The 24,207-nt window shown below is 74.5% G+C and carries 24 protein-coding genes; 3 read left to right on the forward strand and 21 right to left on the reverse strand.

All coding sequences use genetic code 11. The annotated features are described in order from the left end of the window. Positions 1 to 114 precede the first annotated feature (114 nt). Positions 115 to 810: a DedA family protein gene (locus ACFTXQ_RS27870; RefSeq protein WP_382645506.1), complete on the reverse strand. Its 696-nt coding sequence runs from the start codon at positions 808 to 810 to the stop codon at positions 115 to 117. 264 nt (positions 811 to 1,074) lie between these two features. Here ACFTXQ_RS27870 and ACFTXQ_RS27875 point away from each other — a divergent pair, with 264 nt between their 5' ends. Genes ACFTXQ_RS27875 through purU form a run of 3 tightly spaced genes read left to right on the forward strand, consistent with a single transcriptional unit; the run spans position 1,075 to position 4,133 of the window. Next, entirely contained in the window at positions 1,075 to 2,652 is a 1,578-nt protein-coding gene (locus ACFTXQ_RS27875) for a sensor histidine kinase (RefSeq protein WP_382645509.1), read from the forward strand. Positions 2,653 to 2,692: 40 nt separating this feature from the next. Continuing rightward, positions 2,693 to 3,208 (forward strand): flavin reductase family protein, encoded by a 516-nt coding sequence (locus tag ACFTXQ_RS27880; protein WP_382645511.1) that lies wholly within the window; start codon positions 2,693 to 2,695, stop codon positions 3,206 to 3,208. Between the two features lie 55 nt (positions 3,209 to 3,263). Further along, complete coding sequence (gene purU, locus ACFTXQ_RS27885) at positions 3,264 to 4,133, forward strand: formyltetrahydrofolate deformylase (protein WP_382645514.1); 870 nt, start codon at positions 3,264 to 3,266, stop codon at positions 4,131 to 4,133. Positions 4,134 to 4,192: 59 nt separating this feature from the next. Here purU and ACFTXQ_RS27890 read toward each other — a convergent pair whose 3' ends face one another. The 20 genes from ACFTXQ_RS27890 to ACFTXQ_RS27985 all read right to left on the reverse strand — a co-directional run bounded on the left by ACFTXQ_RS27890 (position 4,193) and on the right by ACFTXQ_RS27985 (position 24,145). Further along, positions 4,193 to 4,456: an acyl carrier protein gene (locus tag ACFTXQ_RS27890; RefSeq protein WP_382645517.1), complete on the reverse strand. Its 264-nt coding sequence runs from the start codon at positions 4,454 to 4,456 to the stop codon at positions 4,193 to 4,195. A gap of 8 nt (positions 4,457 to 4,464) precedes the next feature. Further along, complete coding sequence (locus ACFTXQ_RS27895) at positions 4,465 to 6,189, reverse strand: acyl-CoA dehydrogenase family protein (protein ID WP_382645520.1); 1,725 nt, start codon at positions 6,187 to 6,189, stop codon at positions 4,465 to 4,467. Next, the gene (locus ACFTXQ_RS27900) at positions 6,186 to 8,015 is read right to left on the reverse strand and encodes an acyl-CoA dehydrogenase family protein (RefSeq protein WP_382645523.1); all 1,830 of its coding nucleotides are present in this window, start codon (positions 8,013 to 8,015) and stop codon (positions 6,186 to 6,188) included. The genes ACFTXQ_RS27895 and ACFTXQ_RS27900 overlap by 4 nt, the downstream gene beginning before the upstream one ends. Then, positions 8,012 to 10,144 (reverse strand): AMP-binding protein, encoded by a 2,133-nt coding sequence (locus ACFTXQ_RS27905; protein WP_382645526.1) that lies wholly within the window; start codon positions 10,142 to 10,144, stop codon positions 8,012 to 8,014. The genes ACFTXQ_RS27900 and ACFTXQ_RS27905 overlap by 4 nt, the downstream gene beginning before the upstream one ends. A 179-nt stretch (positions 10,145 to 10,323) precedes the next feature. Further along, positions 10,324 to 11,055 carry a 2-hydroxychromene-2-carboxylate isomerase gene (locus tag ACFTXQ_RS27910; protein ID WP_382645528.1) on the reverse strand — a complete coding sequence of 244 codons (732 nt, stop codon included), beginning with the start codon at positions 11,053 to 11,055 and terminating at the stop codon, positions 10,324 to 10,326. Further along, a complete protein-coding gene (gene fabG / locus ACFTXQ_RS27915; RefSeq protein ID WP_382645531.1) occupies positions 11,052 to 11,810 on the reverse strand; it encodes a 3-oxoacyl-[acyl-carrier-protein] reductase in 759 nt (252 codons plus the stop codon). The genes ACFTXQ_RS27910 and fabG overlap by 4 nt, the downstream gene beginning before the upstream one ends. Continuing rightward, on the reverse strand, positions 11,807 to 12,310 hold the full coding sequence (locus ACFTXQ_RS27920) for a 3-hydroxyacyl-ACP dehydratase FabZ family protein (RefSeq protein WP_382645534.1): 504 nt from the start codon (positions 12,308 to 12,310) through the stop codon (positions 11,807 to 11,809). The genes fabG and ACFTXQ_RS27920 overlap by 4 nt, the downstream gene beginning before the upstream one ends. Further along, the gene (locus ACFTXQ_RS27925; RefSeq protein WP_382645537.1) at positions 12,307 to 12,708 is read right to left on the reverse strand and encodes a 3-hydroxyacyl-ACP dehydratase FabZ family protein; all 402 of its coding nucleotides are present in this window, start codon (positions 12,706 to 12,708) and stop codon (positions 12,307 to 12,309) included. Before ACFTXQ_RS27925 ends, ACFTXQ_RS27920 begins: the two co-directional genes overlap by 4 nt. After that, positions 12,705 to 13,199 carry an acyl carrier protein gene (locus ACFTXQ_RS27930; RefSeq protein ID WP_382645539.1) on the reverse strand — a complete coding sequence of 165 codons (495 nt, stop codon included), beginning with the start codon at positions 13,197 to 13,199 and terminating at the stop codon, positions 12,705 to 12,707. The genes ACFTXQ_RS27925 and ACFTXQ_RS27930 overlap by 4 nt, the downstream gene beginning before the upstream one ends. Continuing rightward, positions 13,196 to 14,293, reverse strand: coding sequence for a beta-ketoacyl synthase N-terminal-like domain-containing protein (locus tag ACFTXQ_RS27935; protein ID WP_382645541.1), 1,098 nt, complete (start codon positions 14,291 to 14,293; stop codon positions 13,196 to 13,198). Before ACFTXQ_RS27935 ends, ACFTXQ_RS27930 begins: the two co-directional genes overlap by 4 nt. After that, on the reverse strand, positions 14,290 to 15,132 hold the full coding sequence (locus ACFTXQ_RS27940; RefSeq protein WP_382645544.1) for an SDR family oxidoreductase: 843 nt from the start codon (positions 15,130 to 15,132) through the stop codon (positions 14,290 to 14,292). Before ACFTXQ_RS27940 ends, ACFTXQ_RS27935 begins: the two co-directional genes overlap by 4 nt. After that, positions 15,132 to 16,145 carry a beta-ketoacyl synthase N-terminal-like domain-containing protein gene (locus ACFTXQ_RS27945; protein WP_382645547.1) on the reverse strand — a complete coding sequence of 338 codons (1,014 nt, stop codon included), beginning with the start codon at positions 16,143 to 16,145 and terminating at the stop codon, positions 15,132 to 15,134. The genes ACFTXQ_RS27940 and ACFTXQ_RS27945 overlap by 1 nt, the downstream gene beginning before the upstream one ends. Then, entirely contained in the window at positions 16,142 to 17,329 is a 1,188-nt protein-coding gene (locus ACFTXQ_RS27950) for a beta-ketoacyl synthase N-terminal-like domain-containing protein (RefSeq protein WP_382645549.1), read from the reverse strand. Before ACFTXQ_RS27950 ends, ACFTXQ_RS27945 begins: the two co-directional genes overlap by 4 nt. Next, the gene (locus tag ACFTXQ_RS27955; protein WP_382645552.1) at positions 17,326 to 18,276 is read right to left on the reverse strand and encodes an acyl-CoA thioesterase; all 951 of its coding nucleotides are present in this window, start codon (positions 18,274 to 18,276) and stop codon (positions 17,326 to 17,328) included. Before ACFTXQ_RS27955 ends, ACFTXQ_RS27950 begins: the two co-directional genes overlap by 4 nt. 1 nt (position 18,277) lies before the next feature. Then, positions 18,278 to 19,129: an alpha/beta fold hydrolase gene (locus tag ACFTXQ_RS27960; protein ID WP_382645555.1), complete on the reverse strand. Its 852-nt coding sequence runs from the start codon at positions 19,127 to 19,129 to the stop codon at positions 18,278 to 18,280. Next, positions 19,126 to 20,220 carry a beta-ketoacyl synthase N-terminal-like domain-containing protein gene (locus ACFTXQ_RS27965; RefSeq protein WP_382645560.1) on the reverse strand — a complete coding sequence of 365 codons (1,095 nt, stop codon included), beginning with the start codon at positions 20,218 to 20,220 and terminating at the stop codon, positions 19,126 to 19,128. The genes ACFTXQ_RS27960 and ACFTXQ_RS27965 overlap by 4 nt, the downstream gene beginning before the upstream one ends. Next, positions 20,217 to 21,383: a beta-ketoacyl synthase N-terminal-like domain-containing protein gene (locus ACFTXQ_RS27970; RefSeq protein WP_382645562.1), complete on the reverse strand. Its 1,167-nt coding sequence runs from the start codon at positions 21,381 to 21,383 to the stop codon at positions 20,217 to 20,219. Before ACFTXQ_RS27970 ends, ACFTXQ_RS27965 begins: the two co-directional genes overlap by 4 nt. Next, the gene (locus tag ACFTXQ_RS27975; protein WP_382645564.1) at positions 21,380 to 22,669 is read right to left on the reverse strand and encodes a beta-ketoacyl-[acyl-carrier-protein] synthase family protein; all 1,290 of its coding nucleotides are present in this window, start codon (positions 22,667 to 22,669) and stop codon (positions 21,380 to 21,382) included. The genes ACFTXQ_RS27970 and ACFTXQ_RS27975 overlap by 4 nt, the downstream gene beginning before the upstream one ends. A 78-nt stretch (positions 22,670 to 22,747) precedes the next feature. Beyond that, entirely contained in the window at positions 22,748 to 23,011 is a 264-nt protein-coding gene (locus ACFTXQ_RS27980; protein ID WP_382645567.1) for an acyl carrier protein, read from the reverse strand. A gap of 90 nt (positions 23,012 to 23,101) precedes the next feature. Further along, complete coding sequence (locus ACFTXQ_RS27985) at positions 23,102 to 24,145, reverse strand: LuxR C-terminal-related transcriptional regulator (RefSeq protein ID WP_382645570.1); 1,044 nt, start codon at positions 24,143 to 24,145, stop codon at positions 23,102 to 23,104. Between the last annotated feature and the right edge of the window lie 62 nt (positions 24,146 to 24,207).

The raw sequence follows: 24,207 nt of genomic DNA on the forward strand, positions 1-24,207 counted from the left end.
GGCTGTGCCGACCTCTACGTGCGGCCTATACGGGGGACGCGGCTCCCGTGGACGCACCGCGGCCCGCCGCCGGCAGGGCCGGGCGGCGGGCCGCGGAAGGCGGAGCCGTGGTGATCAGGGGCGGGGGAACGACCCGGTTGCCAGCGACTCCGGTTCTCGGGCCGCCGGGTCGGGAATGGACCCGGCGACGGTCAGGGACTGCTGGTTGCGGGCGGCGCGGCGGTGGCGCAGCCAGCGGACGACCTCCACGGTGACGGTGATGGTGAAGGCCAGGCCGAGGCCGGTCATCAGGCCCTTCAGCGGGTCGTGCTCGAAGGCGGCGCCGCCGAGGTAGCCGATGCAGGCCGAGTAGATCGCCCAGCTGCCGGCGGCGAGGGCGTCGAAGCGGGTGAAGGAGCGTCGGGGGAAGCCGGTGGCGCCGGTGGTGACGGTGGCGGCGGTCCGGCCGCCGGGGATGTAGCGGGCGACGACCAGGACGAGGCCGCCGCGCTCGGCGAGGGCCTGCCCGACCCAGTCGTAGGCCTTGCGGGTGCGGCTGCCGGGCTTCATCCGCGCGATGATGCGGTGCCCGGATTTCCGGCCGATGAAGTAGGAGATGTGGTCGCCGACGAACGCGCCGGCGGCGGCGACGGCGATGACGAGGAGCAGGTTGGGGTCGCCGTTCGCGGCGAACACGCCCAGGGTGATCACGAGGGTCTCGCTCGGTACCACGGGGAAGAAGCCGTCGAGGGCCGCGATGGCGAAGAGCAGCACGTAGACCCACGGGCTGGAGACTGCTCCTTCCACGGCTTGCAGAAGTGCGTCGGTCATCGCTCACTCCGATGGTCGTCCGGGTTCCGTGCCGCACCGCGGGGGCGGTGCTGTCGTGCTGTCCGGTACGACGTTAGGAGCGGGATCTATACGGATGCCTTACCCGATGGTCGTCACTTGCACCTGACTTTCGTAAGGGTCGGCTCCCGGCCCCGTATAGGACGGACGTAGGGGGGACCGGGACGGTCGGGGAGCATGGACACCCTCCTCAGGACACCGATCCGACACCGACACGACGCCGACGCCCGTCAGTAGGGTGACCCGATGACAGGCATGGACGTTTCGGGCAGGCGGCTTGCCGCGGATGTGGTGCTGTGGGCGCTGGTCGCGTCCATGGTGGCCCTGGAGGTGTTCCGGCCGAACGGGCCGGACGGATGGACGCGTTGGGTGCTGGTGGCGGGGCTGCCGCTGCTGGCGGTCGCGGTACGGCTGGGGCGCAGTGCGCCGTTGGCCGCGCTCGCGGTGCCGGTGGCGCTGAGCCTGGTGCTGTCGGCGGAGCTGTTCACGACCGCGTTCTCGCTGGCGATGCTGGTGATGGCGTATCTGGTGGGGGTGCGCGCGGAGGGCACCCGGCCGGCGCTCGCGCTGTTCGGTGCGGTGTGCGCGGTCGGCCTGCTGCCGGTGCTGGCGACCTCCGCGGACCTGTGGACGTGGTTCACGCTGGTCCTGACCGTGGTGCTGAACCTGGTCTTCCCCTGGATGGTGGGCCGTTACCGCCGGCACTACGCGGGGCTCGTACGGGCCGGCTGGGAGCTGGCCGAGCGGCTGGAGCGTGAGCAGCACCTGGTGAGCGAGCAGACGCGGCTGCGCGAGCGGTCGCGGATCGCCGGGGACATGCACGATTCGCTGGGGCACGAGCTGAGCCTGATCGCGCTGCGCGCGGGGGCGTTGGAGGTGGCGCCCGAGCTGTCGGAGAAGCGGCGCAGGGCGGCCGGTGAGCTGCGGGCGGCGGCCGGGGCGGCGACGGAGCGGCTGCACGAGATCATCCACGTGCTGCGCGAGGACGGGGAGCAGGCGCCGACCGTCCCGGCGCAGGACACGGTCGAGGACCTGGTGGAGCGGGCGGCGGCGTCGGGCATGGCGGTGCGGCTGGAACCGGTGTCGCCCGGCGCGGAGCCGGTGGGGGCGGAGCTCGCGCCGATGGCGCGGCGGGCGCTGTACCGGGTGGTGCAGGAGGCGCTGACCAACGCGTCGAAGCACGCCCCGGGCGCGGAGGTCGTCGTACGGCTGGTGCCGGGGCCGCAGTACCTCCTCGCGACGGTGGAGAACGCGGCGAGGCCCGCCGGGCCGCTGCCGGGCGCGGTCTCCAGCGGGACGGGGCTGGTCGGCCTCGACGAACGGGTGCGGCTGGCGGGCGGCACGCTGGACTCCGGGCCGCGCCCGGGCGGCGGGTTCGCGGTGTCGGCGCGGCTGCCGGTGGCGGGCGGGGCGGTGCTCCCGGCGGAGCGGGGCGGGCCGCCGCCGAGCACCTCGGCGCGCGAGCTGGCGGCGGCCCGCCGGCAGGTGCGGCGCCGGCTGTGGGAGGCGCTGGTGGTGCCGCTCGCGGTGTGCGCGGCCGTCGGCGTCCTGATGCTGGGCTTTCAGTTCTACGTGCAGCACTGCTCGGTGCTGGACCGGCAGGCCTTCGACGGGCTGCGGGTCGGCGACAGCCGCTCCGCGGTGCTGCCGAAGCTGCCGAAGTACGAGTTGGACGAGATCCCGCAGGGGGCGGCGGCCGGCGAACCGGCCGGCGCTTCCTGCAGGTACTACCGGATCACGGCGTACTCCGCCTCCCCCGCCTACCGGCTGTGCTTCGCCGAGGGGCGGCTGGTGGTCAAGGAGCGCGCCGGGTCCGGCCCCTGACCGTTCCCTTCCGCCTTCTCCTGTCATCCGAGGGGTCCCCATGGACACGAACGCTTCCACGCTCCGCTTCGACCAGCGGCAGTTCCGCGATGTGCTCGGGCACTTCTGCACCGGGCTGACCGTGATCGCCGCCACCGACGAGACGGGCCGGCCGGCCGGCTTCGCCTGCCAGTCCTTCGCCTCGCTCTCCCTCGATCCGCCGCTCGTCACCTTCTCGGTGGCCGCCACCTCCTCCAGCTGGCCGCGCATCGAGCGGTCCGGGGCGTTCTGCGCGACGGTGCTGAGCGCGGGCCAGGGCGCCCTGTGCCGGGGCTTCGGGACGAGCGGCGGCGACAAGTTCGCCGGGGTCGACTGGTCGCCGGCGCCGGCCACGGGCTCGCCGCGCATCGGCGGCGCGCTGGCCTGGGTGGACTGCGAGATCGAGTCGGTGCTGCCGGGCGGCGACCACCGGATCGTCATAGGCCGGGTGCTGGACCTGGACGTGAGCGGCGGGGCGCAGGACGCCGAGCCGCTGCTGTTCTACCGGGGCGCGTTCCTGCGCCCGGCCGCCGCCTGACCCGCACGCTCCCCTTACGGATCACGGATCACGGATTACGGAAGAGAGGCCTCTCATGCCCGTCGCACACCCGACCGAACCCGAGTACGTCCTGACCCTCTCCTGCGCCGACGACCAGGGCATCGTGCACGCGGTGTCCAGCTTCCTGTTCATGACGGGCGGCAGCATCATCGACAGCCAGCAGTTCGCCGACCGCTCCAACGGCCGGTTCTTCATGCGGGTGCACTTCACGGTGGACCCGCCCGTCCGCCTGGAGAACCTGCGGGCGAGCTTCGCGGCGGTGGGCGCCGCGCTGCGGATGGACTGGGAGATCCACGAGGCGGGCCGCCCGATGCGGGTGGTCATCATGGTGAGCCAGTTCGGGCACTGCCTGAACGACCTGCTGTTCCGCGCGTCCAGCGGGGCGCTGCCGGTGGAGGTGGCCGCGGTGGTCTCCAACCACCGGCAGTTCGAGGGGCTGACGGCTTCGCACGGGATCCCCTTCCACCACGTGCCGGTCACGAAGGAGACAAAGGAGCAGGCCGAGGCGGCGCTGCTGCGGGTGGTGGCCGACGAGGGGGCGGAGCTGGTGGTGCTGGCCCGCTACATGCAGATCCTCTCCGCCGACCTGTGCAAGGAGCTGGAGGGGCGGATCATCAACATCCACCACTCCTTCCTGCCGAGCTTCAAGGGCGCCAAGCCCTACCACCAGGCGCACGAGCGCGGGGTGAAGCTGATCGGCGCGAGCGCCCACTACGTCACGGCGGACCTGGACGAGGGCCCGATCATCGAGCAGGAGGTGGCCCGGGTCCGCCACGACATGACCCCGGACCAGCTGGTGGCGATCGGCCGCGACCTGGAGGGCCAGGCCCTGGCCCGCGCGGTGAAGTGGCACGCCGAGCACCGCGTCCTCCTGAACGGCCGCCGCACGGTGGTCTTCGGCTGACGACGACGCCGAGGGGCCCTTCCCGATCCCGGGAAGGGCCCCTCGGCGTCGGCCCGCGGTCAGCGGGCGGCGAGTTCCGCGGCGAGGTACGCCGTGATGGCGTCCACCGTGGGGTGGTCCCAGGCCATGGTGGGTTCGACCGCCAGGCCGAAGCGGTCCTCCACGTCGCCGCAGAGGGTGAAGGCGTAGACGGAGTCGAGGCCCATCTCGACCAGTTCGGCGCCCTCGTCGATCTCGGCGGCGGGGCGCTCCAGGTAGTAGGCCACCCGTTCGATCAGCCAGGCCCGGATCTCCTTGGTGGGCACCTCGGTGCTGTTCGCCATGACGTATCTCAACTCCCTTGGATGAGTGCGGTGTTCGGGGACAGGTCGAAGGCGGCGCCGGACTCGAAGCGGGCGGCGAGTTCCGTGTGCAGGCGGGCGGCCGTCCCGGCGGGCAGCGGGCCGGGGTTCAGGCCGAGGCGGTCGGCGAGGCGGTGCAGGGTGCCGATGGCCCAGGTGGGGTCGGGGCCCCGGTGGAGGCCCAGGCAGGCGGCGGCCGCGAGGAGGTGCGCGTAGCGGTCGGCGAGGACGAAGCCCTGGCGGCCGGCGAGGACCGTGCGGTCGCGCGGGGCGAGGGCCTGGACACGGGCGGCGAGGTCGGCGAGGGCGTCCGCGAGGAGCCCGGCGAGGCGGGCGAGTTCGGGCTGGTCGCCGGCGGCCGCCAGCTCGCGGGCCGCGGCGGGCAGCACGGCGGCCAGGGTGTCGCGGCCGCGGGAGTTCAGCTCCAGCCGGTCGAAGTCCAGCGCGGGCAGGTCGGCGGCGGGGTCGAAGAGGGCCACCGGGGGCAGCTCGCCGGCGTTCCAGGAGCGGGCGGCGAGGCGCGGCAGCTGGGGCAGGATCGTGGCCTGGCAGACGGCGCTGCCCGCGTGGGCGAGGGCGACGACCGGGAGGTCCCGGGCCATCTTCTGGAAGAGGGCGTACGGGCCTTCGCGGACGTAGCTGCGGGCGCCGAGCAGCACCGACAGGCGGTAGCTGGAGTCCTGGAGCAGGCGCGGTACGAGGTACTTCACGGCCGCCGAGTGGACGCTGGTCTGCTCCGGCATCAGGTGCAGGGAGCGGGCCACGGTGGTGGCGAGGGCGTCGCAGACCTGGAGGTCGAGGAAGGCGTCGGTGAGGGTGGCCCGGGCGTGCGGGAGTTCGGCGACGGGGCGCCCGTACAGGCGTCGCTCGCGGGCGAAGCCGAGGACGGTGCGCAGCTGGGTGTCGCCGACGCCGACGACCATCGACGGCAGGACGCTGCGGGTGACCTGGAAGGCGCGCAGGACGGTTTCCATCGCGGCGCCCTCCTCGCCGATCAGGGCGCCGGCCGGTACCGGGTGGTCGTCGAAGGAGATCCCGCCGAGGAGGCAGCCGCGGACGCCGGAGGTGGGGTAGCGGCCGGAGCGGTCGATGCGGGGGGTGTCGTCGAGGCCGACGAGGAGGTGGGAGTGGCTGCGGCTGCCGGGGCGGTCGGCGGTGCGGGCGAAGACGACGGCGGCCTCGGCGCGGGACACGTTGTTGACGAGCTGCTTGCCGCCGGTCAGTCGGTAGCCGCCGGGGGCGGCCGGGTCCGCAGTGGCGGTCAGCGCGATGCGGGAGAAGTCGCTGCCGTGGGCGAGTTCGGTGTAGGCGGCGACGATCCGGCCGCCGGAGAGCAGCAGGTCGGCGGCGCGGCGCTGCTGTTCGGGGCTGCCTGAGGCCCAGATGGGCAGGCCGGCGATGAAGCTGGTGACTCCGTAGCCGATGCCGAGGGCGCAGTCGCGGCGGAAGACGGTCCGCATGAGGCGGGCGAACTCGTCGGCGCGGGCGAAGCGGCCGCCGAGTGCCCGCGGCACGAACTCGGCGTTGAGGCCGAACGCGGCCAGGGCCTCCTCGCCCGCGGCGAGCAGTTCGCCGCGTTCGTCCGCGGCGAGGACGGCGGCGGCGCCGAGCGGGTTGGCGGGGTCGTCGGCGTCGCCGAGCAGGAGGTCGAGCTCCCGGATGCGGTCCGCGGCCGGGGCCGGGGGGCGGGGCGGGGCTTCGGCGTGGGCGGTCACGGGGTCTCCTCCGTCTCGGGCGCGGAGCCCTCGGCCAGGGGGCAGGGCAGCAGCGAGAAGAGCAGGTGCTCGGTGTGCTGGGCGTGCAGGGCGGGGAGCAGCCGGTCGAGGGCGGGGCCGTCGGCGTCGTCGAGGTCGGGGGCCGGGTCCAGCTTGCGCAGCAGGCGGGTGAGTACGGCCTCCAGCCAGGCGGCGTCCGTCCACAGCGGGCCGCTCGCGAACGGCAGGTCCCGGTTGCGCAGGTACAGGTGCAGGCTCGCGGCGGCCGCGTAGAGGACGGCGTAGCGGCCCGCGAGGTCGAAGGCGGTGACCGGGACGTCCCGGGCGGAGGGCCGCTGGGCGGCCATCTCCTCGTGGAGGGCGTCGGCGAGGGCGTGCAGGCGGGCGCCGAGCGCGCCGACGCCGGGCGGCAGGAGTCCGGCGTCGGCCAGGCCGGCCAGCTCGGCGGCGGCGGCCGGGAGGGCCTGGACGACGCTGGAGCCGGCGCGGGAGTAGAGCGCGAGGCGGGCGGGGTCCAGGGCGGGGACCGGGGCGTCGAGGCGGGCCGAGGCAGTGAGGCCCCCGGTGTCGGTGAGGCCCTTGCGGTAGGCGCGGGCCAGCACCGGGAACTGGTTGATCAGGGAGTTGAGGTTGACGACCGTACTGCCGTCGAAGATGCCGACGATGCGGTGGTCGCGCTCCAGTTTCTGGAAGGCGCCGTCCGCGTGCGCGTCGACGAGCATGGCGCGGGCGCCGAGAAGTCCGCGCAGGTCGCCGATGGTGCGGTCGGCGGAGGTCGGGACGAAGTACTTGACGGCGGCCGATACGACGCTCTGCTCGCCGGTCAGGGTGTGGATGCCGCGGGTGGCGACCAGGGCGGCCGCTTCGGCGGCGAGGAGGTCGGCGTAGGCCTCGGCGAGGGTGCGGGCGGCGTGCGGGACGCCGGCGAGGGGGCGGCCGTACAGCCGGTGGCCGGTGGCGAAGTCGAGGGCGAGGCGCAGGGCGTGGTCGGTCATTCCGAGGGACATGGCGGAGCACAGGGTGCGGGTGATCTGGAAGCCCTTGAGGACGACTTCGAGGCCCTCGCCCTCGGCGCCGACGCGGGCGCCGGCGGGGACGGTGGCGCCGCGGAAGGCGATGCCGCTGATGTCGGCGCCGCGTACGCCCTGGGTGGGGACGGGGGGCAGCGGGTGCCAGGTGCCGTCCGCCAGGGCCGCCTTGTCGACGAGGAGGGTGGTGAAGCCGCGGGAGCCGCCGGCTTCGGCGGTGCGGGCGAGGACGGTGAGGGCGTGGGCGCGGGTGGCGTTGTTGATGAGCCACTTCTCGCCGGTGAGGCGGTAGCCGCCGTCGGGCGTGGGTTCGGCGGTGAGTTCCCCGGCCAGCAGGTCGCTGCCGTGGGCCTGTTCGGTCACGGCGAGGGACACGACGTCGCCGGCGGCGACGCGGGCGCCGAGGGCCGCGGCCTGTTCGGGGGTGCCGGCGACCCAGACGGAGACGGCGCCGAGGTAGGTCTTGGTGTGGGCGAGGGCGACGGTGAAGTCGCGGCGGCCCAGGATCCGGATGATCTGGAGGAGTTCGTCGGCGGCGGTGAGGGCGCCGCCGTGCTCGGCGGGCACGAACCAGCGGGGCAGGCCGAGGGCGTCGAGGTGCCGGCAGGCGTCGGCGGGGAAGGCCTCGGCGCGGTCGAGCGCGGCGCCCCGGGCCGCGGAGAGCGGCCCGGCGGGGTCGCGGGGATCGCCGAGGGCGCGCTCCAGCCGGGCGCTGAGCCGGTACGGATCCCAGGGCCGGCCGGGGTCCGCGGCCGGCTCGGGGGTGAGGGCGGGCACCGCCGGGGTCGTCGCGGTCATCGGGCACCACCCGCCGCCGCGGGCGCGAACGGGGACGCAGACGCGGGGTCGGCCTCGGACGCAGTCCCGGGCGTGGGCGCGGACCCGGGCGCGGGCGTAGGCGGCGCCGCAAGCGCGGGCGCAGACCAGGGCGCAGACCCGGGCGCAGACGCGGACCCGGGCGTGGGCGCGGGCGCGGGGTCGGCCTCGGACGCAGTCCCGGGCGCGGACCCGGACCCGGGCGTGGGCGCGGGCGCGGGGTCGGCCTCGGACGCAGTCCCGGGCGCGGACCCGGACCCGGGCGTGAGCGTGAGCGCGGGCGCGGACGCGGGCGCAGACGCGGACCCGGGCGTGAGCGCGGGCGCGGACGCAGACGCGGACCCGGGCGTGAGCGTGGGCGCGGACGCGGACGCGGGCGCGGGCCCGGGCGCGGGCGCGGGCGGTTGTGGCGGCGGGAGCAGGGCCCCGAGTTCCGGGGCGAGGTCCGCGTGGGCCGGGTGGAGGGCGCCCCGGAGGAACAGGTCGCGCATGGCGGCGCGTTGGATCTTGCCGCTGGTGGTGCGGCGGATGCGGCTCACCTTGACCAGGGCGAAGCCGCCGACGCGCAGTCCCAGGCGGCGGCTGAGGGCGGTGCGGGCGCGCCGGGCGAGAGCGGCCAGGTCGTCCTCGGACAGGCCGCGGGTGCGGGTCTCCTGGATCACCACGATCTCCTCGTGGGCTCCCGCGCGGACGGAGAAGACCGCGCTGGGGAAGTCCTCGAACGCCGGGTCCAGCTCGCGGACCTCGCGTTCGATGTCGTGCGGGTACAGGTTCTTCCCGTGCACGATGATCATTTCCTTGATGCGGCCGGTGACGTACAGGTGGCCGTCGAGCAGCGCCCCCAGGTCCCCGGTCCGCAGGAACCCCGCCTCGCCCCCGGCCGTGGCCGCCCCGAAGGTGCGGGCGCTCTCCGCCGGGCGGTTCCAGTAGCCCGAGGCCACGCTCGCGCCCCGGATCCATATCTCGCCCACCTCGCCGGGGCCCCGTTCGCCGCCGGTGGCCGGGTCGACGACCCGGACGTCGAGGTCGCGTACGACACCGCTGCTCACCAGCGCCTGCCCGCCCCCTTCGACGAGGGTCCCGGACTCGGCGGAGGCGTGCAGCACGCGCGGCGCCTCGTCGGCCGGGGTGCCCGAGACGTACAGGGTGGATTCCGCGAGGCCGTAGCCGGGGAGCAGGGCCTCGCGGCGGAAGCCGTGCGGGGCGAAGCGCTCCGCGAAGAGGTCCAGGGTGGCGGCGTGGATCGGCTCGGCGCCGTTGCAGGCGTAGCGCCAGCGGGACAGGTCCAGGCCCTCGGTCTGCTCCGGTGTCAGGCGGCGCGCGCACAGGTCGTAGGCGAAGTTCGGCGCGCACGAGATCTCGGCGCGGTGCCGGTCGATGAGCCGGAGCCAGCTGACGGGGCGCTTGAGGAAGTCCGAGGCGGGCATCAGCACCGCCGTCCCGCCGAGGTACAGCGGGGTGAGCATCATCGCGATGAGGCCCATGTCGTGGTAGGCCGGGAGCCAGCTGCACCAGGTCATGTCCGCGGTCCAGCCGTGGCTGCGGCGCATGAGGCCGATGTTGTGCACCAGCGCCCCGTGCGGGACGGTGACGCCCTTCGGCTCGCTGGTGGAGCCGGAGGTGTACTGGAGGAACGCCGTGTCGCGCCCGGCGACCGGTACGGGGCGCCAGGCCTCCGGGTCACCGGCCCGCTCCGCCTCCTCCACGGACGCCGCGGTCAGCGGTTCGAGCGCGCCGTCGGCGAGCCAGTCCCGTACGGCGGGCAGGGTCTGCGCGTCGGTCAGGACGAGGACGGCCGCGCAGTCCCGGGCGATCCCGGTGGTGCGGGCGACCTGGTGGGCGTAGCCGCCGGGGGCGGGAACCGGGACGGGCACCAGGCCGGCGTACAGGCAGCCGAGGAAGCCGCGCAGGAAGCCGGTGCCGGGCTGGAAGGACAGCAGCACCCGCTCGCCGGGGGCGGCCCGGGCGGCCAGCCAGTCGGCGGTGGCGCGGGCGGCCCGGTCCAGGGCGGCGTAGTCGAGCTCCTCCTCCGTCGTACCGGCGCAGTAGCGGACGGCGCTCTTGGCGGGCGCGGCCGCGGCGTTCCCGCGCAGCTCTTGGACGAAACTCACGAAGCCCGACACTCCGAACTCCCCACTGGATACGGCTGGATGGGCACCACCCTGCGGAGGGCCGCTATGCCGCGCCTATACGTGCGGGGGCGGGTCCGGGCACGGCGAAGGGGCCGCCGCCGGCCAGGGGGACTGGGCGGGCGGCGGCCCCCGGGGTGGGCCGGGCGGACGTGTGCGCGTCAGCCGCAGCCTCCCGCATGGCCGTCGTCGACGGAGCGGCCGTGCGGGTGCCCCTGGTCCCGGGGAGGGGCCGGGGCGGTCTCCTGGGCGGGGGGCCGGGCCGGATCGTCGTGCGCCGCGAGGGCGGCGACGAAGGCCGGGAGCCGGTCCAGTCCCCAGTACTTGTCGTAGTGGTCGGTGAAGAAGGGCACTCCGAACACCCCGTCGCGGTGCACGTCCAGCAGGGCGCGCACGCCGGCCTCGCGCAGCTCCGGGTCGTCCGAGGCCCCGGCCAGCTCGTCGCGGTCGAGGCCGAGCCGGGCGGCGAAGGAGCCGATCACCTCGGGGTCGCAGATGTCCAGGCCGCCCTGCCAGCGGGCGCGGGCGGCGAGGGCGATGAACTCGGCTCCCTTGCCGTGCCGTTCGGCGGCGAGGTAGCCCAGGTGCGGCACCTCCCACACCGGGTCGCGGTCGACGGGCCAGCGGAAGACGAGGCCGCGTTCGTCGGCGAGGCGGCGCACGTCCTGCAGGATGTAGCGGTGCTTGGCTTTGGACATCGGGGTGTAGGGGAACTCCCCGCCCGCCGCGTGGAGCATCTTCAGGCTCAGCTCGTCGGGCTCGAAGAACGGCGCCCATTCGAGCCGGGCCGCGACCTCCGGGTGGCGGTCCAGGAGTTCCCGGTAGGCGAGCCACGAGTAGGGGCTGCGCAGCGAGAAGTAGAAGCGCGGCCGCCGGCGGGGTCGCCTGCTCACAGGGATATCCCGCCGTCCACCTGGAAGACCTGGCCGGTGACGTAGCCGGCCTGCTCGGAGACGAGGAAGGAGACGGTCGCGGCGACGTCCTCGGGGGAGCCGAAGCGGCCCAGCGCGATGCGCTTCTTCATCTCCTTGCCGGTCTTCTCCGGCAGGACGGAGGTCATGTCGGTGTCGATGAAGCCGGGGGCGACCGCGTTGGCGCGGATGCCGTAGCGGCCCGCCTCCTTGGCGAGGGAGCGGGTGAAGCCGATGATGCCGGCCTTGGACGCCGCGTAGTTGGTCTGCCCCGCGTTGCCGGCGACCCCGGCCACCGAGGAGAGGGTGACGACGGAGCCGCCGCCCCGCTTGATCATCGGGAAGACGACGGAGCGGGCCAGGTTGTAGGTGCCGTCGAGGTTGGTGCGGATGACCGCGTCCCACTCCTCGTCGGGCATCAGCACCAGGGGCTTGTCCCGGGTGATGCCGGCGGAGGTGACGGCGGCCCACACCGGTCCCAGCTCGTCCTCGGCGGCGTCGACGAACGCCTGGACCTGGCTGCGGTCGGCGACGTCCACGCGGCGCGACAGGACCCGGCGGCCCGACTCCCGTACGTCCTTCTCGGCCAGGGCGGCGGCCTCGTCGTCCGAGCGGTAGCAGAAGGCGACGTCGTAGCCGTCGCGGGCGAGGCGGGTGACGACGGCGCGGCCGATGCCGCGCGATCCGCCGGTGACCAGGGCGACCTTGCCCTCGTTCGGATTCGGGCTGTCGCTCATGCCGGGACCCCTTCGGGCTGCGGGCGCAGTTCGGTGACGTCGCGCAGGGCGACGACGAAGCTGGCGACGGACAGGATCTGCCGGCCGTCCACGAAGGACTCGCCTGCCAGGATCGCGGTGTCGCCGGCCTGTTTGACCAGGCGCACCTCGTGCTCGATGAGCTGGCCCGGGTAGGCGCGGCCGGAGAACTCGGCGCCGTTGATGGAGCCGGCCAGCTCCACCTTGCCCGCGAGCACGTCGGGGTTGGGGGCGTCCCAGACGGAGAGCAGGACCGCGGACTGCGCCCAGGACTCGACGACGAAGGCGGTCGGGTAGGCGTACTCCTCGGGCCGGGCGTCCTGGCCGAGGCGTCCGTAGCAGGGCTCGTTGGCGGAGACCGCCTTGTAGGTGGTGATGCGCTCGCCGGGGACGATCTCGGCGACGCGGTCGATCAGCAGGATCGGCGCGCGGTGCGGCATCGTGTTCTTGATCCGGTGGAGGCCGGGGTCGTGCGGGATCACTGCTGTCCCTCGCTTTCGGCGCGGCGATAGCGGAGCCGGAGGTCGGCGACGGGGCCGGTGCCGGAGACGGCCTTGGCCCGTACGTCGAGTTCCTCCGGGGAGGCGGCGCCCTTGACGGGGCCGACGGTGACGGTGGTGGTGACCCGGTCGCCGGGGAAGACCGGCCGGTGGAAGCGGCAGCGGTCCATGGCGACCAGGTCGAGCGGGGCGCCGTGGGCCCAGAGCCGGGCGGTGCGGTCGGCGGCCTCCAGCAGGTACACGCCGGGCTGCACGGGGAACCCCGGGTAGTGGCCTGCGAGTACGGGGTCGGCCGGGTCGGCGGTGAAGGCCGTCACGGCGCCGTTCTCGTCGGCGGAGACGAGTTCCAGGACGTCCCCGAGGGCCGTCGCCGGGCTCATGCGGCGGCCGCCTCGGTCAGCTTCGCGCTGAGCAGCTCGTAGGTGCCCTGGAGCGAGGTGATGCCGGTGATCTCGGCCTCGGACATCTTGACGCTGTACTCGCGCTCCAGGCTCACGGTGATCTCGAGCGCCATCAGGGAGTCGACCTCCAGGTCGTCGACGAAGTGCGCGTCGTCGGTGACCTCGGCCGCGTCCAGGTCGAGGACGTCGGCGACGAGCCGGCGCAGCTCCTCCTTGTCGAGGGCGGGGGCGGCGAGGGAACTGGTCTGGGACATGGCGGATATCCATTCGTGGTTGCGGTGGCCGTGGGCACGGGGCGCACTGTGCGGACCGTCCGCCGCGGCCGGGGTGTGGACACGATGGGGGGTGGCTGTGACGTGGAAGAGCAGCCGGCGCACCTGGTAGGAGCGCCGCCGCGCGGCCGTGAGGGCGGCCGCGGAGGTGACCCGGCCCGGCCGGGCGAGCCGGGTGGACGCCAGGGCCCAGGTCAACTGCGCTCCCCCGCCTGGAGGACGGTGGCTCCGGTCTGGCCGTCGGGGTCGACGGAGGTGACGAGGGCGAGCTCGCCCGGGCGGGCGGCGGAGACGGCGGCGGCCAGCTGGAAGGCGGCGGAGGCCGCGGAGGCGTCGCCGATGAGGCGGCGCAGGCGCACCGCGCGGGCGCCGGTGCGGTCGAAGACGTCGCCGAGGGCGGCCTCCTCGCGGCCGCCGAGGACGCCCCCGCAGTCGGAGGGCACGAGCACGCCGATGTCCTCGGGCCGTACGTCGGCCTCCTTGAGCGCCTCGGCGACGGCCCGGGTCAGGGCCTGGCCGACGCGGTCGGGCTCGCTGAAGGCGGTGAAGCGGGCGGAGCGCAGGGTGGCCAGGACCGGGCGGCCGTAGCGGCCGGCGCGGGCGAGGGACTCGACGAGGAAGAGGGCGCAGCCCTCGCCGAGCGGGCCGGCCGGGCGGTGCGGTTTGCGGCTGTGGTACTCCAGCCAGGCGCGTTCGGCGGAGAACTCCTCGACGGCTCCGGCCAGTACGGCCTCGCAGTGGCCCTGGCGCAGCAGCCGGGAGGCGTAGTTGAGGGCGAGGAGCCCGGTGAGCGCGCCGCCGGAGACGGTGGTGTTGGGGCCGCGCAGCTTGTGCCAGATGGCGCTCTGCCCGGCGGCGCGGTTCATCACCGTGTTGGGGAAGAGCGCGGGGTCCACGTGGAAGGGCTTCTCGGCGGTGAGCGAGGACCGCGTGAACTCCATGATCGACTGGATGCTGCCGTGGCCGGTGCCGAGCACCATGCCGATGTCGTCGGGGCGGTCCTGGGCCAGGCCCGCGCCCGCCGAGTCGAGCAGCATGCCGGCGGTGGTGACGGCCAGGGCGGTGGCGCGGTCCATGGAGCGGGTGCCCTTGCGGCCGAGGGCCTCGCGGATGTCGAAGCCGGGGACCGTGCCCGCGCGGTCGTAGGGGCCGGAGGCCGGGTCGTCGGCGGTCAGCTCGGTGGTGGCGGGCTCGGCGGCGGCCAGGCCCGCGGCGAACGGCTCGGCGCCCAGGCCGTAGGGGGACGCGGCCGACCAGCCCGAGATGACAAGGGTGGCGGTGGGGGAAGTCATGACTCGCTCCTCACGGGGGTGGCGGAGCCCCAGGCCCCGGCGGCGGCGTGGAGTTCGGCACCGTCCACGCCGATGGTGTTGCCGCTGATCCAGGAGGACTCGGTACGGGAGAGCAGCGCGACCGCGTCGGCCACGTCCTCGGGGCGGGTCAGCCGGCCGTGCGGGTTGTTCTGCGCCGCCCGGGCCACGTACACGGCGTGTTCGGGGATGCGCTCCAGGGCGGGGGTGACGGTGACCCCGGCCCGGATGGCGTTCACCGCGACGCCCCGGGGGGCGAGTTCGCAGGCGAGCTGGCGTACGTGGGCCTCCAGCGCGACCTTGGCGGCGGAGACCGCGCCGTAGCTGGGCAGGGCCTGCGAGGTGCCGGCGCTGGTCATCGCGTAGACCTTGGAGCCGGAGCGCAGCAGTCCGGCGGCGGCCAGGTCCTGGGTCCAGTAGACGAGGCTGTGCGCCATGACGTCGAGGGTCATCTCCAGCTGGCGGTGGCTGATCGGCTTGTCCCAGCCCTCGCGCGGCAGGAACGGCACCAGGGTGCCGAAGGCGAGGGAGTGGACGAGGATCCGCACGCCGCCGGTGTCGGCGGTCAGCTCCCTGACGGCGGCGACGAGTCCCGCGCGGGCGGTGCGGTTGGCGGCGTTGGCGTTGTGGAAGTGCACCTCGACGCCCTGCGCGGCGATGTCCTGGACCAGCCGGTCCACCTCGGCCTGGCGGGCGGCGGTGTCGAAGTGGACGCCGAAGACGTTGACGCCCTCGCTCGCGAGGCCCAGGGCGACGGCCCGGCCGATGCCGCTGGAGGCGCCGAGGACCACGCACCAGCTGCCTTCTAGTGACTTCAGCATCAGTTCTTCTCCCGTGGGTGGGGCGGGTTCGGGCGGGCGCGCAGCAGGGCGAGCGCCACGTGGCCGCGGGCGCCGGCGGTGACCAGGAGGCGGTCGCCGGGCGGTCCGGTCAGCAGGTGGGCGAGGCGGACGGCGGCGGTCAGGGCGCCCGCGCCGAGCGGTACGGCCCCGGCCGCCGGCCGGCGCATCGCGGCGTCGACGGCGGCCCGGACCTGGGCGGCGACCGCCGAGTCGTCGAGTACGTAGTGCACTTCGGGCGCCTCGGGGGCCCAGCCGTCGAGCAGCCGGTCCAGGGTGGAGCCGACGAGGGCGGTCAGCCGGGCCCGGCCGGCCTCCGTCTCCAGGGTGCGCGGCGGGACGAACAGCGAGCCGGCCCGGCAGGTGCCGAGCACCCGGGCCCCGCGCGCCTCGGCGGCGGCCCGCCGCTCCAGGACCAGGGCGACGGCGCCCTGCTCCCCGGGCTCGCCCGCGGCCTTGGGCAGGCGGTGCTCGGCCGCGCCGATGAACAGGGAGTCGCAGCGGCCCGCGTACAGCGCGCGGGCGCCCGCCTCGACGGCCTCCAGGGCGGCGGTGCCCGGGGAGGCCAGGGTCAGCGCGAAGCCCTTGAGGCCGTGCTCGGCGGCGAGGCGGGCACCGAGCACGCTCACCGCGAAGTAGGGGGCGGTGGCCGGGGAGAGGCCGGCCGCGCCGCCCTCCAGCGCCACCTGGCGGTCCATCCGGTCGAAGAGTCCGGCGAGCGCCCCGTTCAGGGCGAGTACGGAGCCCCGCCGGTCCTCGGCGACCGCGTCGAGGCCGCTGCCGCCGGCGGCCGCCTCGCGGGCCGCGGCCAGCAGGTACTGGGCGGCGGCGGGCAGGTACTTGTAGCCGCGCGGCCCGAGCCGGCTGCGGTAGTCGAACCAGTCGTCCGGCGGCCCGTCGCCGGCGCCCTCGGCGCCGGCGGGGGACGGCGGCAGGACCACCGAGGCGCCGGTGACGGCGAGGGCGGGTGTCGCGTCGGTGGTGTCGGACGTCATGCCGCCGCTCCTTCCTTGCGCGTCGCCCGCTCGAGGTCCTCGAGTACGAGCGAGGAGTTGCTGCCGCCGAACCCGTACGCGTTGACGAGCACCCGGCGGCGGTCCTCGGGCAGCCGCACCGGCTGGTCCTGCGGCAGCCACACCGCGCACTCCGGGTCCTGCCGCTCCAGGCGGATGTTGCGGGGGACCCGGCCGTGCCGGAGCACCAGGGCGGCGGCGACGGCGCCCAGGGCGGCGGAGGCCCCGCCGGTGTGGCCGAGGAGCGCCTTGAGGCTGTAGAGCGGCACCTCGCGGACGCGGCGGCCCAGCAGGTGGTGCAGGGCGCGGCTCTCCACCTCGTCGTTGAGGCGGGTGCCGGTGCCGTGCGGGATGACGCAGCCGATGCCGTGCGCGCCGGCCTCCCCGCCGACCGCCTCGCGCATCGCGCGGACGATCTGCTCCCCGTCGGCGTGCGGGGCGGTGGGGTGGCCCGCGTCGCAGCTCCAGCCGACGCCGGACAGCCGCAGCGGCCGGGGGCCCCCGCGGCCCGCGGCCCGCTTGCGGGCGTGGGAGAGGGACTCGACGACGAGCATCCCCGCGCCCTCGGCGAAGACGGTGCCCGCCCGCGCCTTCTCGAACGGGCGGCAGCGCACCGGGTCGACGGCGCCGAGCCGGTTGAAGCAGCCGAGCGCGACCCTGGAGTACGCGTCGGAGCCGCCGGCCAGCACGACGTCGGCCTCGCCGGAGCGGACCATGTCCACGGCCATGCCGAGCGCGTAGCCTCCGGCCGAGCAGGCGGTGGCCACGTCGTGCGCGGCGCCGATGACGCCCAGTTCCTCGGCGACGGCGGCGGCCAGCCGGAACGGCGGGGTCCAGCCGCCGTCGCCCCGGCCGCGCTCGTTCATGCCGGGCTCGCCCATGCAGCTGCCGACGACGACGGCGGTGCGGGTGTGGGGGGACACCGCGAGCCGTGCCTCGGCGAGCGCCTCACGGGCCGCCCTGACGGCGAACCGGGTGGCCCGGGCCGCCGTGAGGTCGGGGTCGGGGACCAGGTTCACCAGCGGCAGGTCCATCTCGGCGAGCGGGTCCGCCGGCCGGTCCGGCAGGCGGGTCCCGGCCGCCGTCATGGCCCGCCACAGGGCAGCCGTACCCCCGCCGTGGCAGGTGACGGCGCCGAGCCCGGTGACCACGACCTCCTCGGTCATGCCTGCTTGCCCTCCAGCGCCGCGTTCATGCGGTCGTCGAAGGGGACCAGGCTCCAGTCGGCGCGGTTCTCGATGACCGCGTAGCCGTGGGTGATCTGGCCGGTGGCCGTGTGCAGCAGCTCGCCGTCGCGGACCACGTAGGTGTCCATGCGGGAGTCGTACGTGAAGCCCTTGAAGACGTTCTCGACGGTGATGACGACGTACAGGTCCTCCTCCATCCGCGCCTCGTCGAGGACGGTGATCCGCGAGTGCGGGACGACGGGGATCCAGTTCTGCTCGTCCAGCAGGGTCTTGATGGAGACGCCGCGGGAGGCGACGAGCTGGTCCTTGGCCTCCTCCATCAGGCGCAGGTAGCCGGACATCTGGATGCGCTCGGTGAAGTGGCAGTACCAGTAGGGGATGCGGAACTTCCAGGCGAAGGCGTTGCGGCCGGCCGTGAGCTCCTTCGTGAGGTCGTCGGCGTCGAGGTTGACCTCGGGGACCTCGCTCTTCCAGGCCGGGGCGGCGTGCAGCTTCTCCACGGCGTACGGGGCGAGGGCCTCGGTGGCGGGCAGTTCGCCGCCGCCGCGCGGGTCGAAGCGCAGCTGGACGCGGACGGTGGAGGTGACGGCCTTGAGGAGGGTCTCGCGCTGCACGTGCAGGGTGACCGCGAGGAGGATCTCGCCGTCCTTGGCCTTGCGGTGCGGCTTGACCTCGGCGACGGCGACGTCGTCGATGTGGAAGGCGTGCAGGATGCGGGTGTCGATGTCGACGATGTCGGTGCACAGCCCGTAGGTCTCGTAGACGGTGCCGGGCAGCAGGCCGGACTGCCGCAGGTGGTTCAGTACGGCTTCCTCGACCAGGTAGTTGACGTGCTTGAAGCCGATCCAGGTGCAGATGTTGGAGCCCTCGTAGCGGGGGCGGATCTCCAGGGTGGACGGGGTCGACAGGGTCAGGGTCTCGGTCACGTCAGCTCCGGTGCGGGCGGAATGGGGTCTGGGCAAGGGCGAGGGCGGGGGCGGGGCGGCGTGCGGGGGCCGGCCCGCCGGTGATGAAGGCGTTGACGGCCTCGGCGAACAGCTCGGGCTGTTCGGCCATCGGGAAGTGGCCGCTGTCCCCGAAGACGTGGACGCCGGCGTCGGGCAGGGCCCCGGCGAGGCCGCGGGCGTCGCCGGGCGGCGCCGCGAAGTCGTGCTCCCCGGCGATGACGAGGACGGGCCGGGCGAGGGCGGAGGTGTCCACGAAGGGGCTGCGCAGGTAGGAGTCGAAGAAGCGCATCCAGCCGTACGGGCCGATGCGCTCGCGCATGCGCAGGGCCATCAGCTCGCGCAGGTCCTCGGGCAGCCGGCCGTCGGAGCTGATCCGCAGGCCTTCGTCGAGGATCCGGTGGAAGCCGTTGAGGTAGTACTGGGCCGTCTCGAAGTCGAAGTCGGCGGGGTCCCGGCGGTGGAAGGGCGCGACCAGGACGGCCTTGTCCGGGCCGGTGCCGGGCTCGGCGGCGGCCAGCAGTTCCAGCGTGGCGTTGGCCGCGAAGGAGTGGGCGATGACAACGTCGGGGCCGCCCGGCACCGCCGCGAGGGCCTCGCGGACCCAGGGCACGGGGTCGGGGTGGTGGCTCCAGCCGTGCGTGCCGACGGCGGAGGCCGCCCAGGGCAGTTCGGCCTCCCAGATCTCCAGGGAGGGGTGGGCGAGGGCGTTGAACCGGCGCCAGACCTCGGTGGTGCCGGCCAGGCCGTGCAGGGTCAGCACCCGCAGGGGGGCGCCGTCTGCGACGGGCCGGCCGGCGGCCCGGCGCAGCCGGACCCCGGGGGCTCCGGTCATCGCACGGTCCCGGCGGTCTCGCCGGCGCCGGCAGGCTCGGCAGGCTCGGCAGGCTCGGCAGGCCCGGCAGGAACGTTTCCTCGGTGCGTCGTCACGGGCGCGACCACCAGCGCGGCCGCCGCGTCGTCGCCGCCCGCGTCCCCGGTGCCGGCCGTGGCGAGCACGACGCGCGCTCCGGCGCCGGCGCCCGACAGCCACGCGGTCGCGGCCACCGCCTGGAGCACGCCCAGCGCCCCGGAGGACGGCCCGAGCAGGTCCGACAGGTCGTGCACGGGGGCTCCCCCGACGCCGTTGCCGAGCGCCGGCGCGGGTGCCTTGATGCCCTCGGGGTGCTGCGGTACGCACCACAGCCCGATCTCCCTCGGGTCCCGCTCCCGTACGCCGGCCACGGCCGCGGCGTGCGTGGCGCGCCGCGCGTACGGGCCGATCTCGGCGAGCGGGTGCACCCCGCGCGCCTCGGCGGACGCCGCGGACTCCAGGACCAGGGCGGCGGCCCCGTCGAAGAACACGCTCTGCTCGGGGAGCAGGTGGCGTACGGCGGGGTTGTCCGGCTCGACGCCCACGACCAGCGCCCGCTCCACCCGGCCGGCGGCGATGAGCAGCCGGGCCCAGTGGACGGCGTCCAGTCCGGAGGTCGATCCGTTGCACAGGGTCAGGTTGGCGCCGCGCAGCCCGTGGGTGATGGCGATCCAGGAGGCGACGACGTTGCTGGAGGTGGCGGGCAGCATCATCGGGCTGGTGGCGACGTAGGTGTCGCGCGCGATCGTGGCGACCGTCTCGCAGACCGTGTCCACGTTGCCGTAGTTGGTGCTGACCACGCAGCCGACGGAGGAGCCGGGCACCGTGGGGGAGCCGTCGGCGGCGATCAGCGCGGCCTCGGCGAGGGCCTCGCGGGCCGCCACCATGCCGAGCTTGGTCGCGCGGTCCTTGTAGCGCAGGCCGCGGCCCTTGAGCCGGGCGACGGGGTCGCCGCCCGCACCCGGTTCCCCGGCCGGGGGCCGCGCCGCGAGCAGGTCCGCGGGCGTGGCGGGGCCGTCCAGGGCGATGCCGAGCCCGGTGACGACCGTCCGTACGGTGGCGGTCCCGCTCACAGCAGACCTCCTTCGAGGCTCTCGACGACGGCGACGGCGTTCAGTCCGCCGAAGCCGAACGAGTTGATCTGGGCCAGCCGCATCGGCTCGTCCGGGCGCACGGCGGCGTTGCCGCGGACCATCCGGAAGTCGCCCACCGAGTCGACCGGGTCGTCGAGCCCGAGGATCGGCGGGACGCTGCCCCGGCGCATGACGTCGACGGCCGCGACCAGGCTGTGCAGCCCGGAGGCGCCGGCGGTGTGGCCCGTCATGCACTTGATGGCGGTCATGTACGGGGAGGGGCTGACGCCCGCGAACACCGAGCCCAGCGCGTCCAGTTCGGCCTCGTCGTTGAGCGGGGTGCCCGTGCCGTGCAGCATCAGCAGGTCGATGTCGGCGGGGGCGATCCCGGCCCGGCGGTGGGCGTCGCGGACGGCGGAGGCGATGTTCTTGGCCTCCGGCGCGGAGGGGTGGTGGGCGTCGCAGTTGACGGCGACGGAACGCACCCGGACGTGGGCGCGCCCGGCGGGCCCGGGCCCGTCCGCCTCGCGGCGCAGGACGACGGCCACCGCGCCCTCGCCCTGGAGCATGCCGCGCCGCTCCTTGTCGAAGGGGCGGACCCGGTCCGGCGCTTCGGGGTAGCAGCGGTCGAGCAGCCCGTAGGTGGACTCCGAGATGGTGTCGACCCCCGCCACCACCACGGTGTCGGCGGCGCCGAGGTCGAGCAGGTCGGCGCCCAGCCCGAGGGCGTACAGCGAGGCGGAGCAGGCGTTGGCGACGGTGTGCGTGTCGGCGGCGTTGAAGCGCTCCCGCAGCATCGTGCCGAAGTGCAGGTCGCGGGAGTCGAAGGGGGCCCCGTCGCGCCAGGACAGCTCGACCGAGCGCAGTTCGCGCAGGGTGGTGCCGATGAGGACGGGGATCCCCGAGAGGTCCTCGCCGAGGCCGGCGTCGGCGACGGCCGCGGCCACCGCCTGCTCCAGCCAGCGGGTGGCGCGCAGCGGCTCGTCCACGCCGGGGGCGGGCCGGTCGTCTATCTCGTAGGCGACCTGCGCGCGGAACCGGGTGGGGTCGTAGCCGCGCAGCGGGGCGAGGCCGCTGCGGCCGGCGACGAGCGAGTCGTAGATCTCCTCCACGGAGCCGCCGATGCTGGCGACGGCGCCCATTCCGGTGACGATCCAGCTCATACGGCGCTCAGCTCCCCGGTGCGGACGCCGCCGGTGCGGCGCTCGGGGCGGTACTTCGCGAGGATCACGACGGCGTTGTTGCCGCCGAAGGCGAGGGCGTTGTTCTGGACGATGTCCAGGTCGGCCTCGACCGCGTGGTTGGGCACGCAGTCCACACCGCACTCGGGGTCCGTCTCGACGTGGTTGATCGTCGGCGGGATGAAGCCCTCGGTGAGCGCGATCGAGCAGGCCGCGAGGGCGACGGCGCTCGCCGCGCCCATGCTGTGGCCGATCATCGACTTGATGGACACGGTGCGGGGCATCGCCTCGGCGCCGAAGACCTGCCGGATGGCGCCGGCCTCGGTGATGTCGTTGGCGTTGGTGCCGGTGCCGTGCGCGGAGACGAAGTCGATCTGGTCGGGGCTCACGCCCGCGTTGCGGTGGGCGATCGCGATGGTGCGGGCGATGCTGTCGCGGTCGGGGGCGACGGGGTGGAGCGCGTCGCACGCCAGGCCGTAGCCGAGGACCTCGGCGTAGATGCGGGCGCCGCGGGCGAGCGCCGACTCCAGGCTCTCCAGGACGAGGATGCCGGAGCCCTCGCCGGTCAGGATGCCCTTGCGGTCCTTGTCGAACGGCTGGCAGACCTCGGGGGCTATGGTGCCGAGCCGGTAGAAGCCGGTGAAGGTCTTGCGGCACAGCGCGTCGGCGCCGCCGACCAGGGCGATGTCCACGTCCCCGCTGCGCAGGGCGTCGTACCCGTAGCCGACCGCGTAGTTGCCGGCGGCGCAGGCGGTGGGGATGGAGACGGCCTCGACGTCCTCCAGTGCGAACTCGCGGACGATGCCGGAGGACAGCCGGCCCGCGGGGATGCGGGCGGCGACCACCGGGTCGTAGCCGTCGGGGCCGCTGCCGAGGCTGCCCTCGACGAGCTGGTCGAGGTCGCGGGACTCGCCGTCGGTGGTGCCGACGGAGACGAGGGACCGGCGGGCCCTGATGTCCTCGACGGTCAGGCCCGCGTCCGAGACGGCCATCCGCGCGGCGGCCACCGAGAACTGGCTGGCCCGGCCGAGGTCCTCGGGATCGACGCGGTGGATCCACTGCGCCGGATCGAAGTCGACGACCTCGCAGGCGTTCGCGTACGCGAATCCCTCGGTGTCGAAGGCGGTGATCGGCTTGACTCCGCCGCGCCCTTCCCGCAGGCCTTCGGCGAACGCCTCGATGCCGATGCCGATACTGGTCACCACGCCGAGCCCGGTGACGACCACCCGGCGCGGGGCGACGCCCGGACTTGGCTGAACTGTGCTCATGGCTCACCCTCTGGCTGTCTCGGGGCGGCGCCGGGGCCGGCACCGCCGTCCGCTGCACGCGGTGGTCGCGGTGCCGAATCAGGCGGCGAGGGCCTCGGAGACGACGGCGTAGACGCCGACGAGGTTGACCATGCGGGCCAGCTCGGCCTGGTCGATGGTGACGTGCTGGGTCCGCTCGAGGGCGGCGAGGATCTCGATCGCGCGGAGCGAGTCCGCGTCGTGGTCCTCCTTGAACAGGCTGACCTCGGTGACCTCGTCCTCGTCGATCTCGAGGATGTCGCAGACGATCTCCTTGATCTCCTGCTTGCGCTCGGCGGCCAGCTCGCTCACGACGTTGCTCATTCTCGGCTCCCTCGGAAGGTGTTCGGACGGAGCCGTTCGACTCCCGATCCGTTCGCTGGAGCGATCCTGAGCGTCGTTGCTATCGCGTCTCTATACGAGGATCTCCCGCAGGTCCCCGCCGTCGCCGTCGCCGTCGGAGGCGGGTCCCGGCTCGTCGAGCCAGCCGAGTTTGGCGGCGCTCATGCCCGCCTGAAAACGGCTCTTGGCGCCGAGGCGGCCCATCAGTTCGGCGGTGATCCGGCGGCCGGTGCGCACGGAGACCCCGAGCTTGCGGGCGACGACCTCGTCGGTGAGGCCCTCGCCGAGCAGCCGCAGGACGGCCCTCTCCTGGCTGCTGAGCTCCTCGGAGTCGGCGCTGCTGGCGCGCCGGCGCGGGCCCGTGCTGATGGGGACGGCCTTCTCCCACACGAGGTGGAAGAGCTCGCCGAGGCTGGAGAGGATGCCGGGGCCCCGGAAGAGGAGGGCGCCGGCCCCGGAATCCTCCGGGTCCAGGGGCAGGATGACCACCTCGCCGTCGAAGATGATCATCCGGGTGGGTAAGGAGGCGACCGTACGCACCTCGTTGCCCTGCTCGACGAGCCAGCGGGCGTGCTCCACCGACGGCGGGTCGTTGTAGATGCTGTCGAGGTAGACGGTGCGCATGGACACACCCCGCTCGATGAGGCTCGCGCCGAGCGGCCGGCTGGAGCGGCGGGCGGCCTGGGACTGGCCGCCGCCCGGGGCGAAGGTGAGCAGGCTCTTGCGGCAGGCCATCGATATTTCCTCGATGCGGTCGCGGATCCGGTCGATGCCCTCGATGCGTTCGACTTCGCTGTGCCGGCGCTGCTGCCGGGAGACGGCGAATTCCTCTATGAGGCGGGCGACTTCCACCCGGGTTTCGGCCATTTGCCGCTGCCGCGACAGCAGATCGGCCTCGTGCTGGGCGAGCAGGGCCTGCAGCCCGAGGTCGGGACTGATGGCGCGCAGCCGGCCGGGGGTCTCCCAGGAGGGTCTGATGAGGCTGAGCCGCACGCATTCGTCCAGGGCGGCGCGCACCTTGGCGATCGGCCAGTGTAAGTGGTCCACCAGATCCTCGACGGTGCCACAGGAGTTCAGCAGCAACGTACGGTACAACTCGGTGGCCTCAGCACTCATTCCGATCGGTTCAAGCACACGTCCCCCCGGCCCGCCGATTAACCATGCCTGATCATCGAAGC

Origin of the sequence: Streptomyces sp. NPDC057010 (assembly GCF_042673805.1) — a bacterium.
In the GTDB taxonomy this organism is placed as follows: Bacteria; Actinomycetota; Actinomycetes; order Streptomycetales; family Streptomycetaceae; genus Streptomyces.